Genomic DNA, 16,339 nt, shown 5'->3' with positions numbered 1-16,339 from the left:
AGCCAAATGGCTCCATTTGGCGAGGTGTTAGTGCGGCAGGCCCGTGTCGATGAGGCCGCGAGACACGCGCAGGCGCAGTTGCACGCGGGCGAACACCAGGCGGTCCACGATCAGCGTGAAAGCGAGCACGATCATGATGGTCGCCATCATCTCCGTGAGCTCCCCGGTGTCGCGCGAGCGCTGGATAACTTCACCAATGCCGGTTCCCGACAGCGCGCCGGAGAAGATTTCGCCTGCCACGAGGCAGCGGAAGGCGATGGACCAGCCCAGTTCAAGCCCGGTCATAATTCCTGGCAGCGCGGCCGGCAGCACTACGTTGCGCAGCAGATTGCCGCCGTCAGCGCCAAAGGTGCGGCCCGCACGGATGAGCAACGGGGGCACATTGGCCACCGCAGAACGGGTGCCGAGCATAATCGCGGGCATCGCGCCGATCGACACCACCGCCGCCAGCGACCACGGCGACGTGCCCAGGACGACGGCGGCGACGGGGATCCACATCGAGGTGGGCATGCCCTGTAGCGCCGCGAGGTAGGGGGACAAGCCGCGGTCCAGCCGCTTGCGGGACCCCAGCAGCAGGCCGAGCGCCACGCCGCCAACGGCCGCGATCACGAAGCACACCGTCATGAACACGGTGATGCGTCCAAAGATCGACCACAACTGACCGTCCGCGGCCATGCGGCCTAGTTCCGACGCGGTCTCGCCGGGCCCCGGCAGCGTGTCGACAAACAGCGCCAGCCCAGCCCACACGATGAGCAACACCACGCCGGTGATGAGGATGGGGGCCGATGCCTTCCACCAGGGGGCACGCGAGCGCGCCTGGACGCTTTGCTCGGTTGTCAGTTCCACGTCAGATCGCGACATACGAGTCACCGCCTTCGCGCGGCGTCGTGATGCCAAGCTGGTCGGCCTCGTCGAGCAGGCGGCGCACCTGATGCGCGACGGAGACGACGCGTTCGGACTCGACCACGCGGGGGCGGGTGAGGGTGACGGGCACGTCCCCGATGATCCGGCCGGGGCCGGAGGACAGGACGATGACTCGGTCGCCGAGCGCGACGGCCTCACGCACGTTGTGGGTCACGAAGATGATGGTGGTTTCCGTGTCCGCCCACAGTTGCTGCAACTCCACGTGGAGGCGGTCGCGCGAGGGGGCGTCGAGCGCGGAGAACGGCTCATCCATCAGCAGCACTTGCGGCTTCATGGCGAACGCTCGTGCGAGCGCGGCACGTTGACGCATGCCGCCTGAAAGCTGGTGCGGGTGGAGCGCGGCGGCATCCGTCAAACCCACCTTCGATAGCCACGTGGCCACCGTGGCCTCACGCTCGGCGGCAGGGATCCCTGCGTTCTTGAGCCCAAAGCCGACGTTGTCTGCGACGGACATCCACGGAAACAGCGCGTGGTCTTGAAAGACCATCACTCGGTCAAGCCCTGGTCCCTTCACTGTGGTGCCGTCGACCTCAACCGAGCCGCGCGCGGGTCGCGTGTGGCCTGCCACCAAATCCAGCAGCGTGGACTTGCCGCAGCCGGACGGGCCCACCACGCACACAAACTGCCCGGGCTCAATGTCCAGGCTGATGCCTTCGAGCGCCAGCCGGGCACGCTCGCGCCCGGGAAACGCCTGCGCGACGTCGGTGAGGGAAACGGATGCGCTCATCTAGATCGAGATGTACGTCTCGTCGCCACTGCCGGGAACCTGGGCGCGCGCCGTGCCGGCGGCCAGCGTGTTGCCGTCCTGCGGGTCCAGGAGGCAGAACGCTCCAGTGCGGCGGTGCGTCCCGTAGTCCTCGACCGCGAGCGGCTGCGCGAGCTGCAGTGACACCACGCCGATGTCATTGAGCTGCAGCTCCGTGCCCTTCGCGATCGACGAGTCGAGCGTGCCGCCTGGCAGCGAGATGTCGAGGATGCCGTCGATCGAGGTGACCATCGCCTGCACGACGGCGGAGCCGTGCTGAACAAGCACACGGTCCCGGACGCGCAGGGGCCGGTCCGTCAGCCACGCCACGTGAGCGTGGAACGTCTTCGACGCTGCGGCGGCGTCAGGGGCCGATGACAGCATGTCGCCGCGCGCGATATCGACCTCGTCGGCCAGGCGAACGGAGACGGACTGGCCCGTGTGTGCCTCGTCGAGCGACCCGGTTGCGGTGTCGATGCCGGCGACGGTGGTGCGCTTGCCCGACGGCTGCACCACGACCTCATCACCCACGCGAATGGTGCCCTCGGCCACCTGGCCCGCGTAGCCGCGGTACTCGCGGTACTCCTCGGACACCGCAGCGTCCTGGGGACGTAGGACGAGCTGCACCGGCAGACGCCAGCCGCCCTCCTCAGCCACGGCATCGGCCGCAGTGGGGTGGACCACCCCGTGACGGTGAGCCGCGGCAAAGGCGTCCGCGCCCTGGTCAATGGAGGGCACCGTCTCGAGGATGTCGAGCACCGTGGGGCCCTCGTACCAGGGAGTGTTCTCCGAGCGCTCCGCGACATTGTCGCCATTGAGCGCGGACACCGGCACGCAGATCACGTTCGGCAGGCCCAGCGACTCGGCGTGGGACTGCACGTGCTGCGAAATGGAGCGGAACGGGCCAGATGCGTAGTCGAGCAAGTCAATCTTGTTGACCGCGATGATGACGTGCGGCACGCGCAGCAGCGCGGCAACCGCCAGGTGACGCTTGGTTTGCTCCACGACGCCGTAGCGGGCGTCGATCAACACCACCAGGGCATCGGCCGTTGACGCTCCGGTCACCGTGTTGCGGGTGTACTGCACGTGACCGGGGCAGTCCGCCAGGATGAAAGTGCGGCGGGGCGTTGAGAAGTAGCGGTAGGCGACATCGATCGTGATGCCCTGCTCGCGCTCCGCGCGCAAGCCATCCGTCAGCAGTGCCAGGTCAACTTCCTCGGAGCCGCGCTCCTTGGACACGCGCTCGACGGCCTCGTAAGCGTCCGCGAGGATCGACTTGGTGTCGTGGAGCAGGCGGCCCACCAGCGTGGACTTGCCGTCGTCGACCGAACCTGCCGTGGCGAAGCGCAACAGCGACGTGCGGGTGGTGTCGGGTACGCCGTGCTCGTCGAGCGCGGAGGTGGTCTGGGGTGCGGCACTCATTAGAAGTAGCCCTCCTTCTTGCGATCCTCCATGGCCGCCTCAGACAGGCGGTCGTCGGCACGGGTCGCGCCTCGTTCAGTGATGCGGGTGGAGGCGACCTCGGCGATCACGTCCTGAATGCTCGCGGCGGGGGACTCGACTGCGCCCGTGCATGAGGCGTCGCCGACCGTGCGGTAGCGCACCGTGCGGGTCTCGATCACGTCGGTGTCCTTCACGCGAACGCTCGCGTGCGGGGTGAGCCACATGCCGTCTCGCTGGAAGACCTCGCGCTCGTGCGCGTAATACAGAGGCGGCAGCTCGATGCCCTCGGCCTCGATGTAACGCCACACGTCCAACTCGGTCCAGTTGCTCAGCGGGAACACGCGGACGTGCTGGCCGGGCAGGTGACGAGGGTTGTACAGGTTCCACAGCTCGGGGCGCTGGTTGCGGGGGTCCCACGCGCCGAACTCGTCGCGCAGCGACACCACACGCTCCTTCGCGCGCGCCTTTTCCTCGTCGCGGCGGGCGCCGCCAAACACCACGTCGTACTTGTGCTCAGCAATGGCGTCCAGCAACGGCACTGTTTGCAGTGGGTTGCGGGTGCCGTCGGGTCGTTCGCGGAGGCGACCATCGTCAATGTAGTCCTGGACCTTCGCGACCTGGAGGCGCAGACCAAGCTTCTCGACGGTGCGATCGCGGAACTCGAGGACCTCATCAAAGTTGTGGCCGGTGTCCACGTGCAGCAGTTCGAAGGGCACCTTGCCGGGCCAGAACGCCTTGGTGGCCAGGTGCAGCACCACAACGGAGTCCTTGCCGCCGGAGAACAACAGCACGGGCTTGCGGGCCGTTCCGACGGCCTCGCGGATGATGTGGATGCCCTCCGCCTCGAGCGAGTCGAGCGTGCTCAGGCGCGCGGGTGTGGGGGTCTCGGTCGTCACGTGTTCCTCGTCACTCACTTGCTGTCCATGGTTCTTGTGCTGTCGCGCCACTACTCACTGTGGAGGCCGCACTCAGTCTTGTTCTGGCCTGACCACCGGCCCGCGCGGGGGTCCTCGCCCGGCGCGACCTTGCGGGTGCAAGGCTCGCAGCCAATGCTCGGGTAGCCCTGCGCCACCAGCGGGTTGCGCGGGAGGTCGTGCGCGACTTGGTAGTTCTCCACAGTGTCGTCGTCCCACAGGGCCAGCGGGTTGATCTTCACGAGGCCATGCTTGGCGTCCCAGGAGACGACCGGCATCTCGGAGCGGGTGGCGGCGTCCACGCGGCGCACGCCGGTCACCCACGCGCTGTACTTCGCGAGTTCACGCTTGAGGGGTTCGACCTTGCGCAACTGGCAGCACAGGTTCGGGTCCGTCCTGAACAGGCCCTTGCCATACTTCTGCGCTTGTTCGTCGATACTGAGTTCTGACTCGGCGTTGACGATCGTGATCGGAAAGCGGCGTGCCGCCTCGTCGCGCGTAGCGATGGTCTCAGCGAAGTGGTACCCGGTTTCCAGGAACAGCACGTCGATGTCCGCCAGGCGGGTGCCGAACATGTGCGGCAAGATCGTGTCCTGCATTGACGCTGCCACGATCATGTCGCGGCCAAACGTCGCCACCGCCCAGTCCGCGATGTGGGTGGCGGACGCGCTCTCGAGGCGCGCGTTGACCTCCGCGCAGGTCTGCGCGTTCCACTCCGAGGGGTTCAGCAGCGTCAGCGACACCGCGCCGGGCAGGATGGCACTCACTTGATCAGCTCCTCCTCGGCACGGAAGGCCCATTCGGCGAAGGTCTCCTCGGGACCGTTGCGGTCGTCGAGGTAGTTCGCGGTGACACGCTCCACGTAGTCGGGCATGCCGTTCTGGGTGACCTTGTGACCACGGATCTTGCGACCAAAGTCGTTGTCGTCGCCGCGACCAAGGCGCCCACCCAGGTGCACCTGGAAGCCCGGCACCTGCTCGCCGGACTCCTCGTCAAGGACAAGCTGGCCCTTGAAGCCAATGTCAGCGATCTGCACGCGCGCGCAGGAGTTGGGGCATCCGTTGACATGCACGGTGATGGGGTTGTCGAGGGTGGGGAACTTCTGGTCCAGCACCTTGACGACCTCACGGGCCGTGGCCTTGGTCTCCACAATCGCGAGCTTGCAGTACTCGATCCCCGTGCAAGCGATCACGTTGCGGTGGAACTCGCCGGGCTGGGATTCGAGCTCAAGTTCGCGCAGCCCGTTCACGACGTCGCTGACGCGGTCTTCGGGGATGTCGAGCACGAGGATCTTCTGCAGCGGCGTGAGGCGAACGCGGTCGGAGCCTACGGACGCCGCGATGTCAGCAATGCGCTGCATCTTGGTGCCGGATACGCGACCGGCGACGGGGGCCACGCCCACGTAGTACTTGCCGTCAGCCTGTTCGTGGATCCCCACGTGGTCGCCACGCTCGCCGCGCTGGGCGATTTTGGGTGCGGGGCCCTTGGGCAACTCGTATCCCAGGTAGTCGTCTTGCAGCACCTGCAGGAACTTCTCTGCGCCCCAGGCCTTGACGAGGAACTTCAGGCGAGCGCGCGTGCGCAGACGCCGGTAGCCGTGGTCACGGAAGATGCTGACCACGCCGCGCCACACATCGTGCGCGATTTCCGGCTTGACGAAGACGCCCAGGCGTTGGCCCAGGAACGGGCTAACGGACAGGCCGCCGCCCACCCACAGGTCGTAGCCGATTCCCAGCTCGGGGTGCTCGACCGCGCAGAACGCGATGTCCTGGACCTCGTGCAGGATGTCGGGCACGGGCTGGCCCGTGAAAGCGGTCTTGAACTTACGCGGCAGGTTCGAGTACTCGGGGGAACCGATGTACTTGTCCATGATTTCGCGAATCTGGGGCGTGGGGTCGATGAGCTCGTCCTTGGCGATCCCTGCGACGGGGGACCCCAAGATCACGCGCGGGACGTCGCCGCAGGCCTCGGTGCACAGGAGGCCCACTTCTTCGACCCGGCGGAAGATCTCCGGCACGTCTTCGATGCGGATCCAGTGCAGCTGAATGTTTTGGCGGTCGGATACGTCGGCAGTGTCGCGGCCAAACTCCTCTGACAGGGCACCGATCTCGCGCGCCTGGGCGACGGAGAGCTGGCCACCGTCGGAGCGGATGCGCAACATGAAGTACTCGTCATCGAGCTGGTGCGGCTCAAGGATCGCGGTCTTTCCGCCGTCGATTCCCTGGCGGCGCTGCGTGTACAGGCCCCACCAACGGAACCGTCCGCGCAGGTCACCCGGGGGAATGGACCAGAAACCCCACTTCGAGTACATCGACTCAATGCGCTGGCGCACCTCGAGCGGGTCGCCGGCTGCCTTCATCTCCTCGTTCGGGTTCAGCGGCGTGCGGTCGCCGGCGGCCCATTGGCCGTCCTTGGACGCGGTGTTCTTGCGCGCGGCTGCCTCGCGGGTGCGGATGAGGCGCGCCTCCTCGCGGTGACGGCGGCGCTCTTCAGCGTCCGTCAGTGCGGCGGGGGCACCGTTCTTGGTGGTGTCGGCGTCAGTCACCGAGACTCCTCGACTCGAAATGATCACGATCAGTGGGAGCGAGGCCGTTCAGAGCACGTCTGGTTCGCGCTCGTTCTGGCCGAGCGCCCAGGGCTACGTTGCGTATCCGCGGGCGACTAGGCCTGAAGACACATGGCACAGCAGCAACGGCACATCACGGATGCGCGCACGATCAGCTGCTGGGACATGTGAGTGATTGTGCCATACGGCCCAGGGAGTGACTACCCCCAATCCGTAGACTGGCAAGGACGGTTGTCCCCACCGCCAGAGAGCACCTACGTCCGGCAGGAGATCTTCGGTGACTACCAGCCCCCATGCCCAGTTCCCCATGCAGGGCTTCCTTGAGCGCCTGGATCAGGCGTTCGCCCACTCGAGTGGTCCAGACATGGCCCGGCGGATCCTTGAGGAGGGCGTTGCTCGCGCTGAGCAGATGGGGGACCGAGCCGCGCTGCTGACGCTGCGCAACGAGCAGGCCGGCTTCTTCCGTTCGGTGGGGGCGCACGCGGAGGCTTTGGAGGCGGCCGATGCCGCGGTGGCGTTGGTCTCCGAACTGGGCTTGGAGGGGACGGACGCGGAGACCACCACTCTCATCAACGTCGCCACCGCGCAACGCGCTGCGGGTCAGGTGGCCGATGCCACGGAGACGTACACGCGCGCGCTCGACGGGGCGCGGCGTCTGTTGGGGGCGGACGACCGCCGCTTGGCGGCGCTTCACAACAACCTGTCGTTGGCTTTGGCCGACGGCGGTGACCACGCAGGAGCGCGCGAGCATCAGACAGCGGCTCTGGACGTGTTGCGCCGAGCCGCGACTGATCCGGACGTGGACGTCGACATCGCGATGACGCACTCCAACCTGGCGCACACGTTCGCGGCCCTTGGCGACGCGGACGGGTCCGCGCGGCATGCGAGTGAGGCGGTTCAGATGTTCCACGCGGCTGGCGCGACAGATGACCCGCACCTGGCGGCCGCGCTCGCGGCGCAGGCGGCCACCATGATCGCGGGCGGGGACGCCGCCGGTGCCGTCGAGCGTTACGAGCAGGCCCTGGCCATTGTCGACGCCGCGTACGGCCGCGACTCGGATGCGTACACCGTGACCGCCGAGAACCTCTCGGCTGCGCGTTCCTTGCGTGACGCGAGAGCACAGGCCCCCGCTGGCGATGAGCCCTCGTCCCGTCGTGAGTCCCCCTCTGCCGCGCCGGAAGCGGACCGGCCAGCCCCAGCATCGGCCCCCACTCATTCTCCCCACGTGCCAGGCCTGGTCTTGGCGCGCCGGTACTGGCTGGCTCACGGCAAGCCCCTCCTGGACGCCGAGTTCCCCGAGTACGCGGGCCGCATCGCTGCGGGCCTCGTGGGCCACGGGTCGGAGTGCTACGGCTTCGACGACGCCGTCAGCGCCGACCACGACTTCGGGGTCGGGTTTTGCTGGTGGCTCACCGCCGGCGATCACGCGAAGATTGGGCGCTCCCTTCAAGACGCCTACGACTCACTCCCGCGCACGTTTGAGGGCTACCCCGTGCGGCCCGCGCTCGCGGCGCACGGGCAGCGCCGCTGCGGGGTCTTCGAGATCGGCGAGTTCTTCGCGTCCCTCACTGGCATGGAGGCGGCCCCGTCCGCGTCCGAGCCACACTTGTGGATGGCACTCGATGAGCCCACGCTGGCGGCCGCGACCAATGGCGAGGTCTTTGCGGACCCGCACGGCGCGTTCGGCGCGGCCCGCGGAGCCTTCCTGCGCATGCCCCGCGACGTGTGGCTCACCCACGTATCCCGGCGCATCGCGATGATGTCCCAGGCCGGCCAGTACAACGTGCCGCGCATGCTGGGCCGTGGGGACGGCGAGGCCGCCTGGCTTGCGGTGGGGGAGTTCGTCCGTGCCGCCGCGTCCGTCACGTACCTGCTGAACAAGCCCGCTCAGGTGGGCTACCTGCCGTATTACAAATGGCAGTTCGCCGCGCTGCGTCGCCTCCGTGAGCGTCCGCTGGCTCGCCTGGCCGCCGTGCCCGGCGACCTGACCGCGGTGATGCGCACTGCGTCCGCCGCTTGCCTGGGCGGCGCCGCCTTCGGCGAAGGCGGCAAGGGGGTCACTCGGGCGGTTCAGCAGCTCACTGCGCAGGTCGAAGCCGTGTGCGCCAGCGTGGCCGATGAGCTGCGCACGCAGGGCTTGTCCGACGTCGAGGACCCGTTCCTGGAGCACCACCGACCCGCGCTCGCGGCGAAGGTCGTCGACCCGTGGCTGCGGGGGCAGTGATGGACCGCAACGCGTTGGCCGGAAAGCTCGACCTTGCCGAGGCGGTGGTCCGTCACGAGTTCACGCAGTTTGACGCCGTGGACTCGGAGGGTGGCCGCGCCGCCTGTCAGGACGACTGGCCTACCTTTCATGGCCAACGCCTGCCGCAGTTTCTCACCTGGACGGTGCCGCTGCTGGAGTCGTACGGCTCCGACCTGGCCGCAGCGGACTCCGCTGGCCGCAACCTGCTCACCGAGAAGTACGCCCGCATGATGGCTTCCACGGAGCCGCAGCGGTATGCCCGCGAGATCGCTCCCCGCCTTCCGGCGCTCGGGGCGGAGCGCGTGGCCGCCCAGGAGGACGTGATCGCGACGCAAGTGGCATGGGCCCGGGACTTCCACGCGCGCTTCCCCTCGCTCGGGGCCGGGATGCGGGTGCTGCGAACCGAGCAGGACTCGCTCGCGGAGACGTCCTTCGAGACATACCTGCGGGGCGAACTCGGCACCTACGGACCCCGGACCTTTGCGCTGTACCAGGAGCTCGTCGCTGAGGTGGGGCGCCGCGGCGGGAACCTCACCGAACAGACCGTGCAATTGACCGTGGCACTGGCCGGAATGGGTTCGCTCGACGAGGCGGAGGCGGCACAGGCGCGGTAGGACCACTGGCCGGTTTTTGACTCCGCGCGCGAATTACGCTTGACGGGCATGTCTATACTCGTGGCCATTGCGACCGGGAGCGTCCCCGGCTCGCCGACCCCCATCCTCAAGGATTGTGATTCGCCGTGACCACGGAACGCCCCCTGCGCGTCGCCGTCGTCGGTGCCGGCCCCGCCGGAACCTACGCCAGCGACATTTTGTCCAAGTCCGGACTCGATGTGTCGATCGACATCATCGAGCGCCTGCCAGCGCCGTTTGGCCTGGTGCGTTACGGAGTCGCGCCGGACCACCCGCGCATCAAGCAGATCATCGTCGCGCTGGCGAACGTGCTTGGACGCGGGGACATCCGTCTGCTTGCCAACGTCAACATCGGCACAGACTTGACGCTGCAGGACCTGCGCGAGCACTACGACGCGGTGATTTTCGCGACCGGCGCCTTCGAGGACGCCGACCTCGACATCCCTGGCATTGACCTGGACGGCTCGTACGGCGCGGCCGACTTTGTGTCGTGGTTCGACGGCCACCCCGACGTGCCGCGCACGTGGCCGCTCGAGGCCAAGGAAGTGGCGATCTTCGGCGTCGGCAACGTGGCGCTTGACGTCGCCCGCGTGCTCGCCAAGCACCCCAAGGACATCGCGGTCACCGAGGTCCCCAAGAACGTGCTGGACGGGCTGACGTCCAACCCCGTCACTGACGTCCACGTGTTTGGTCGCCGTGGCCCCGCTCAGGTGAAGTTCTCGCCGCTCGAGCTGCGCGAACTGGGCCACGTGCCCGACGTCGACATCGTGGTGTACCCAGAGACCGACTACGAGTTCGACGAGGTCTCCATGGAGATCGCGGAGACCAACAAGCAGCAAAAGCAGGTCGTCAAGACGCTGACCGACTACGCCCTGCGGGAGCCGGGCACCGCGTCGCGCCGCATCCACCTGCACTTTATGCAGTCGCCGCACGAGGTGCTGGGCGAGGACGGCAAGGTCACCGGCGTGCGCATGGAGCGCACCGCCCTCCAGGGCGACGGCACTGTCAAGGGCACCGGCGAGTTCATCGACTATCCCGTCCAGGCCGTGTACCGCGCCGTCGGCTACTGGGGCACGCCCATCGATGGTGTCCCGTTCAACGACCGCAAGGGCACCATCAACAACGAGGCAGGACGCGTGCTCGACGAGGACGGCAACCCCGTCCCCGGCATGTACACGACTGGGTGGATCAAGCGCGGACCCGTGGGCCTGATTGGGCACACCAAGTCCGACGCCCAGGAGACCATCGCCAAGATTATCGAGGACGCGGACGCGCTGTACGAGAACTCCTCTGCGGGCGCCGAGCAGCGCAGTCCAGACAACGTGATGCGCCTGCTCCACCAGCGTGGCGTCGACGTGATTCAGTGGGCTGACTGGGAGCTGTTGGACGCGCACGAGCGTGGCCTGGGCGAGGCCGACGGCCGCGAGCGCATCAAGGTTGTGCCCCGCGACGAGATGACCAACATCTCGCTGGGCCGCAGCTAACCCCCACCCCGTTTCGCCAAATGGCTCCATTTCGCTGTTATAGCTAGCTATGACAGCGAAATGGAGCCATTTGAGTGTGGGGGCGGGTGGAACGCGGACGGTCCATCACGCGTTGAGCAAGAGCACAGGTGTGACCGGAGGAACAGGTGTCTGGGAAGTACTTCAATGGCGTGAAGACCATGGGTCTCTTCGTGCTCATGTGGGTCGTTCTGCTCGGCGTTGGCTCCGTCGTAGGCGGCGGTCAATGGCTCTGGGCCTTCGCGTTGTTCGGCGTGTTCGGCACGTTCTACGGCTACTGGAACTCCGACAAGCTCGCGATCCGCGCCATGCATGCGCGCCCTGTCACTGAGGTCGAGCACCCAGCGATGTACCGCATAGTCCGCGAACTGTCCGCAGAAGCTAACCAGCCCATGCCCAGGCTCTACGTCTCGCCGACATCGGCCCCCAACGCCTTCGCCACCGGCCGCAACCCCAAGAACGCGGCCGTGTGCTGCACCGAGGGCATCTTGCAGTTGCTTGACGAGCGCGAACTGCGCGGCGTGCTCGGGCACGAACTCATGCACGTGTACAACCGCGACATCCTCATCGGCTCCGTGGCGGCCGCGTTCGCCGGCATGATCACCGCGCTTGCGCAGATGCTGTTCTTCTTTGGCGGCGGTAGCAACAACCGCGACAACCCCTTTGGGCCATTCGCGATGCTGGCCATGCTCCTGCTCGCACCCATTGCCGCCACGCTGATACGCATGGCGATCTCGCGCACCCGCGAATACGACGCGGACGAGGACGGTGCGGCCCTGACCGGCGACCCGCTCGCGCTGGCCTCTGCATTGCGCAAACTCGAGTCCGGGACCGCGTCGCGTCCATTGCCGCCGGACCCCAAGCTCGAGAACGTCTCGCACATGATGATCGCGAACCCCTTCAAGCCCGAGGGCATGGCCAACCTGTTCGCGACGCACCCGCCCATGGACCAGCGCGTGGGGCGCCTCGAAGAAATGGCGCGCCGTAACGGCCAGTATTTCTAGGGAGATGGGCGCCTGAGCGACGCCTGCGCAAGCGTGGCGGCAGGTCGGTGACGGTGGCGGGACACGGTCCTGCGCCTCGAGCGGGCACGTGGGGCCGTAGCCGGATGGCGGACGGTTGCCGTGAGGATTCGCGAATGCGGTCGTGGCCGAACTGTGCCTATGATCGCGGGCATGAGCGAACCAATGGTCACGCCGTCAGAGCCCGCCGCAGGCCGGGGTACCAACGTCTTTGCGATCCTTGCGATCATCTTTGTGTGGTTCACAGGCATACTCGGCCTCGTCTTCGGCTACATCGCTCTGTCCCAGATCAAGCGAACGGGAGAAGGTGGCCGGGGGATGGCGCTCGCGGCCGTTGTCCTGGGCTGGATTGCCGTCGCGATCGCGATCGTCATCCTGTTGATTGTGTTGTTCGCGGGGGGCGCCTACCTGGCGACCACGGGGGACACAGCGGCGTAGGCCAAGGCGTAGATCGGAACGTAGACGAGCGCCACCAACACGGCATGCAAGCCGACGAAGCCTAGAGCCGTCGCACGGTTGCTCTTGTCCGCGAGGTGCCGACCGAGCTTCGCGAACAATGACGTGGGGTGGCGCATGTCCCAGCTGTTGAACCTGAGGGTGCGACCCAAGTAAACCCCCGCCGCGCCGGCCACGATCATCGTCAGCGCAAACACCCAGCTCGCTACGGGGACGCCCGCGCCTGCAGGTGGATCGATCAAGGCGCCAATGAACACCGTCTGGACGAGCGCCAGGCTGATGACTGCGTTGGCAATCCCCGACAGCGTCAACGCAAGAGTCTGAATGATGTCGAACCACAGGGGCACGGGGCTGTCGTCTCGCCTGTGGCTAAAGTTCAGTTCGGTGATCAAGTAGGTCGAGTTGGGGAAAAAGACCAGCCAGGCGGCGGTACTGACGATCAGGAACACCCAGAGCGCGACTGTGGCCGTGCCCGCAGGAGCGGGTGCAACGACGGCGGTCAGGAGCAAGGGCCCCACCACCAGCACAATCGCCGCGATGATGGGCACTGCAGACAGGCCCAAGTTGAGCACCATCGGCCGGTAGACCTTGACCCCGAAGAGCCTTCCGCGCGCGAAAATCAGGGTCAACGCATAGAGGTTGAGCAGGAGTGCCGCTATTGCTGCCGTCACGATTCCAGTCATGCGTTGCCTCCTTGGCTGTCAGCATTTCTTTGCGCAGCGCGAGTATGTCCACCGCCCAGCGGGTGATCGTCCCCGGCCCCCGGCGCTCGCGCATCCACGACCGCGGCGCGTGAGAGAAGTCCTGGGAGGCCGCGTCCGTCCGGGGTGGCAAGCGTGAAGATGAGAGATGCGAGGCAAAAGAGCGGACCGATCACGCTGAACCACACGGGTGGCAAGAGCGCCAGGAGCTGATACCCGCCAATGCCCCCAAGAAGCACCAGGAACTGCCGTGGCCGTCCAAGGCCGCCGGGGACGTCGTATCTGAGGAGCATCGCCGCTTGCCCCCAGGTGGTGCCGGTTGCGGTGAAGAACACGGTTGTTGCCACGAGAGGCACGAGCGCCACACCAAGGGTGACGAGCGGGGACGCGAGCACTTCACTGGGCTGTGCGTGCGCCGCAGTGATCACCAGCGCCGCGACGATCGCAGTCGCGAAGCTCAGCACCACCGTCACCACAAAGTCCGCGATCATCGACAGGAGTCTGCGTCCGCGCGTCACGGGCCGCGGGACGGTCGCCGACACGTCGAGCGCTTGGGGCTCTCGCCACCGGGGTGGAACCGCGAGAGCGACCACGCAGCCCAGCACAGCTCCCAGGGTGTTGGTGAGGAGGTCGTCGACATCGAATAGGCGGTAGGCGCAGGGGTACAAACCCCACACGCCGGTGATCTGCGTGGTTTCGATCAGCAGCGACACTGCCGCCCCCGCCGCCGCTGCCACCCCCATGCCGCGGTGCACCACCACCCGTACAAAAACTCCGAGCGGAACGAAGAGCAGGACGTTCAGCGCGAGTTGCAAAAAGGCTGGATCGGACAAAAAGTGGCCGCGTGCGCTCGCCCCCGTAAGGTCATCGACGAAGGCCAAAGGATCCAGTTGGGCGGGCCCGGCGCACACAATGGAGTCCGGCTCTGGCAGCGGAACCAACGTGTAGGTCCACAGTGCGATGAAGTAGACCAGCGTCGCGACGGCGATGGCGACTGCACGGAACGACACCGCGCCGCGCCTGCGCATCATGAGCCCTAAGAACGGGACAAACAGTCCGAGGAACACGACCAGGCCGCCCCCGACGGCGAGTACGGCGAGCAGCACCTGTGACACAGTGACCTCCGGTTGTCCCTGTCGTCGTTAGCCTTTCATAGTGTTTTCTTTAGCGCCTCTTGAGAGAGGCTGGGCGCCCGTCACGATGCTCCGACGCCGGAACTGTTGAGCGGTGCGACTCGGACCCGCGTGATCCCGCGCCAGCGCTCCGGCGCCCGGTGAGGAGCGGCGTGCGGGACGTAGCGGCCGGTGCCCTGAAGCGCACGCTATCCCTGCACGGGGAATGCGCCCCGCCGCGCTACGCGTTGACTCCACGGAGGGCCTGGCGCCGGCAGCGCCGCGCCAGACCCCTGCTACGCGCACGTTGAGAGGAGTGGCACGGATGAGCACGACCGTTGCACGGCACATCATTGACGCACTGGCAGATCATGGCGTCACGCAGGTTTGGGGAGTGGTCGGCGATGCGCTCAACCCTTTGACCGACTCCATCCGCACCGAGGACCGCATCGAGTGGGTAGGGGTGCGCCACGAAGAGGTGGGCGCGTTTGCCGCCGCCGCCCAGGCGCAGCTGACCGGCCGGATCGGCGTGGTCATGGGCACCGTCGGCCCAGGGTCGCTGCACCTCATCAACGGTCTGTACGACGCCAAGAAGTCGCACGCCCCCGTTCTCGCCATCTGCGGTCAGGTGCCGACGGAGGAGATCGGCACCGACTACTTCCAGGAAGTGCACAACGACCGTGTCTTCGATGACGTGGCCGTGTGGAACCAGACCCTCACGTCCCCTTCGCAGCTCCCGCAGATGCTCGTGCAGGCCGTCAACGCCGCCTACGCGCAGCGCGGGGTGGCGGTACTGACCATTCCAGGAGACGTGGGTGCCCTGGAACTGCCCAAGGACACTCACGTGCCCCAGTTCGCGCACCCCTCCGTGGCGGCAGAGCCCGCGGAAGGGGCGCTCGCCGCGGCGGCATCGGCCCTCAACGGGGCGCATAAGGTGACCATGCTCGTGGGTCGCGGCGCCGAACACTCGCGCCGTGACACGCTCGCCGTTGCCGAGCGGCTGTCCGCGCCCATGGTCGTCACCCTCAAGGGCAAGACTGGATTCGACGGCGACAACCCCCACAACGTGGGTCAGGCAGGGCTGCTCGGTAACCCTGCTGCGGCCGATGCTCTGGCTGAGTGCGACGTCTTGCTCATGGTGGGCACGGACTTCCCCTACCGCGACTTTTATCCGAAGGACGCGACGGTCATTCAGATCGACCAAGCGGCCACGCACATTGGCAGGCGCGTGGGTGTGGATGTTGCCGTCACCGCGGATGCGGGCGAGGCGCTGCGCGCGCTGCTGCCGCGCCTGACCTCACACGACGATGCCGGTTTCTTCGAGGGGATCCGCTCGACCTACGACTCCTGGCGCGAGCGCCAAGACCACGTCGCGGACCCCGACTACGAGGACTCGGGCGTGGTCGCGAAGGTGCGCTCCGTCTTTGACAACCCCGACGACCGCATCCGGCCCGAGGCGCTCGCGGCCGCCATTGACCGCCACGCGCCGGACAACGCGGTCTTCACCGCAGACACCGGAATGTCGACGGTGTGGGCCGCACGGTTTATCGAGATGCGGCAGGATCGCGAGCTGTTGGGGTCCTTCAACCTTGGGTCCATGGCGAACGCACTGCCGCAGGCGCTGGGTGCGCAAGCGCTGGACCGCGACCGGCAGGTGGTGTCGCTGTCAGGTGACGGTGGACTGATGATGCTCCTGGGTGACCTGCGCACGGCGGTCGCGTACCAGCTGCCGCTCGTGGTGGTCGTGTTCAACAACGGGTCCCTTGGCATGGTGCAGCTCGAGCAGCAGGAGGGCGGAATCGCCTCGTTCGGGACCGAGCTCGACAATCCCGATTTCGCTGCGGTCGCGACGGCGCTGGGGCTCACTGCTCGCCGCGTTGAGGACGCGGATGACCTGGACGGGGCAGTGTCGTGGGCCTTGGCGCAGGACGGGCCGGTGCTGCTGGACGTGGTGACCAATCCCGATGAGATCGCTGTGCCGCCGCACCCCAAGGTCTCTCAGGCGTGGGGTTACGCGGTAGCGAAGCTCACGGAGTCGCTTGAGAGTCGCTGACTCCCCGTAGGGCGGGCCGGTGCC

The 16,339-nt window shown here is 67.0% G+C and carries 14 protein-coding genes; 6 read left to right on the top strand and 8 right to left on the bottom strand.

Translation table 11 applies throughout. The annotated features are described in order from the left end of the window. Positions 1-27: 27 nt before the first annotated feature. The 6 genes from AOP75_RS03715 to AOP75_RS03690 are packed head-to-tail and all read right to left on the bottom strand — an operon-like array spanning position 28 to position 6,571. Positions 28-861, bottom strand: a complete 834-nt coding sequence (locus tag AOP75_RS03715; protein ID WP_062076979.1) for an ABC transporter permease — start codon at positions 859-861, stop codon at positions 28-30. Beyond that, positions 848-1,651 (bottom strand): ABC transporter ATP-binding protein, encoded by an 804-nt coding sequence (locus tag AOP75_RS03710; protein ID WP_062076978.1) that lies wholly within the window; start codon positions 1,649-1,651, stop codon positions 848-850. Before AOP75_RS03710 ends, AOP75_RS03715 begins: the two co-directional genes overlap by 14 nt. After that, positions 1,652-3,091: a sulfate adenylyltransferase subunit 1 gene (locus tag AOP75_RS03705; RefSeq protein ID WP_062076977.1), complete on the bottom strand. Its 1,440-nt coding sequence runs from the start codon at positions 3,089-3,091 to the stop codon at positions 1,652-1,654. Next, a complete protein-coding gene (cysD, locus tag AOP75_RS03700; RefSeq protein ID WP_062078380.1) occupies positions 3,091-4,026 on the bottom strand; it encodes a sulfate adenylyltransferase subunit CysD in 936 nt (311 codons plus the stop codon). Before cysD ends, AOP75_RS03705 begins: the two co-directional genes overlap by 1 nt. Positions 4,027-4,058: 32 nt before the next feature. After that, positions 4,059-4,793 (bottom strand): phosphoadenylyl-sulfate reductase, encoded by a 735-nt coding sequence (locus tag AOP75_RS03695; RefSeq protein ID WP_236683065.1) that lies wholly within the window; start codon positions 4,791-4,793, stop codon positions 4,059-4,061. Further along, entirely contained in the window at positions 4,790-6,571 is a 1,782-nt protein-coding gene (locus AOP75_RS03690) for a nitrite/sulfite reductase (protein WP_304524081.1), read from the bottom strand. The genes AOP75_RS03695 and AOP75_RS03690 overlap by 4 nt, the downstream gene beginning before the upstream one ends. A 298-nt stretch (positions 6,572-6,869) precedes the next feature. Between AOP75_RS03690 and AOP75_RS03685 the strand changes: the two genes are divergently transcribed. From AOP75_RS03685 to AOP75_RS03665, 5 genes are all read left to right on the top strand, one after another. Further along, the gene (locus AOP75_RS03685) at positions 6,870-8,816 is read left to right on the top strand and encodes a DUF4037 domain-containing protein (protein ID WP_062076976.1); all 1,947 of its coding nucleotides are present in this window, start codon (positions 6,870-6,872) and stop codon (positions 8,814-8,816) included. After that, complete coding sequence (locus AOP75_RS03680; RefSeq protein ID WP_236683064.1) at positions 8,798-9,451, top strand: DUF4125 family protein; 654 nt, start codon at positions 8,798-8,800, stop codon at positions 9,449-9,451. The genes AOP75_RS03685 and AOP75_RS03680 overlap by 19 nt, the downstream gene beginning before the upstream one ends. 125 nt (positions 9,452-9,576) lie before the next feature. Then, positions 9,577-10,953 (top strand): FAD-dependent oxidoreductase, encoded by a 1,377-nt coding sequence (locus AOP75_RS03675; RefSeq protein WP_062076975.1) that lies wholly within the window; start codon positions 9,577-9,579, stop codon positions 10,951-10,953. Between the two features lie 146 nt (positions 10,954-11,099). Then, positions 11,100-11,975: a zinc metalloprotease HtpX gene (htpX, locus tag AOP75_RS03670; RefSeq protein ID WP_152649928.1), complete on the top strand. Its 876-nt coding sequence runs from the start codon at positions 11,100-11,102 to the stop codon at positions 11,973-11,975. 171 nt (positions 11,976-12,146) lie between these two features. Beyond that, a complete protein-coding gene (locus AOP75_RS03665) occupies positions 12,147-12,431 on the top strand; it encodes a DUF4190 domain-containing protein (protein ID WP_161794529.1) in 285 nt (94 codons plus the stop codon). On the opposite strand, the gene AOP75_RS03660 is transcribed toward AOP75_RS03665, so the two are convergent. Together AOP75_RS03660 and AOP75_RS03655 are read right to left on the bottom strand one after the other, a co-directional pair. After that, positions 12,398-13,132 carry a DUF1361 domain-containing protein gene (locus AOP75_RS03660; protein WP_062076973.1) on the bottom strand — a complete coding sequence of 245 codons (735 nt, stop codon included), beginning with the start codon at positions 13,130-13,132 and terminating at the stop codon, positions 12,398-12,400. The genes AOP75_RS03665 and AOP75_RS03660 overlap by 34 nt on opposite strands. Then, positions 13,129-14,265: a VanZ family protein gene (locus AOP75_RS03655; RefSeq protein ID WP_236683063.1), complete on the bottom strand. Its 1,137-nt coding sequence runs from the start codon at positions 14,263-14,265 to the stop codon at positions 13,129-13,131. The genes AOP75_RS03660 and AOP75_RS03655 overlap by 4 nt, the downstream gene beginning before the upstream one ends. Positions 14,266-14,587: 322 nt before the next feature. Here AOP75_RS03655 and AOP75_RS03650 point away from each other — a divergent pair, with 322 nt between their 5' ends. Further along, positions 14,588-16,315, top strand: a complete 1,728-nt coding sequence (locus AOP75_RS03650; RefSeq protein WP_062076972.1) for a thiamine pyrophosphate-dependent enzyme — start codon at positions 14,588-14,590, stop codon at positions 16,313-16,315. The last annotated feature ends 24 nt before the right edge of the window (positions 16,316-16,339 follow it).

The sequence above is a fragment of the Demequina globuliformis genome, assembly GCF_000975155.1.
Lineage (GTDB): Bacteria > Actinomycetota > Actinomycetes > Actinomycetales > Demequinaceae > Demequina > Demequina globuliformis.
The sequence above is the reverse complement of the archived record's forward strand: the minus strand, read 5'-3'. Positions and strand labels throughout refer to the sequence as shown.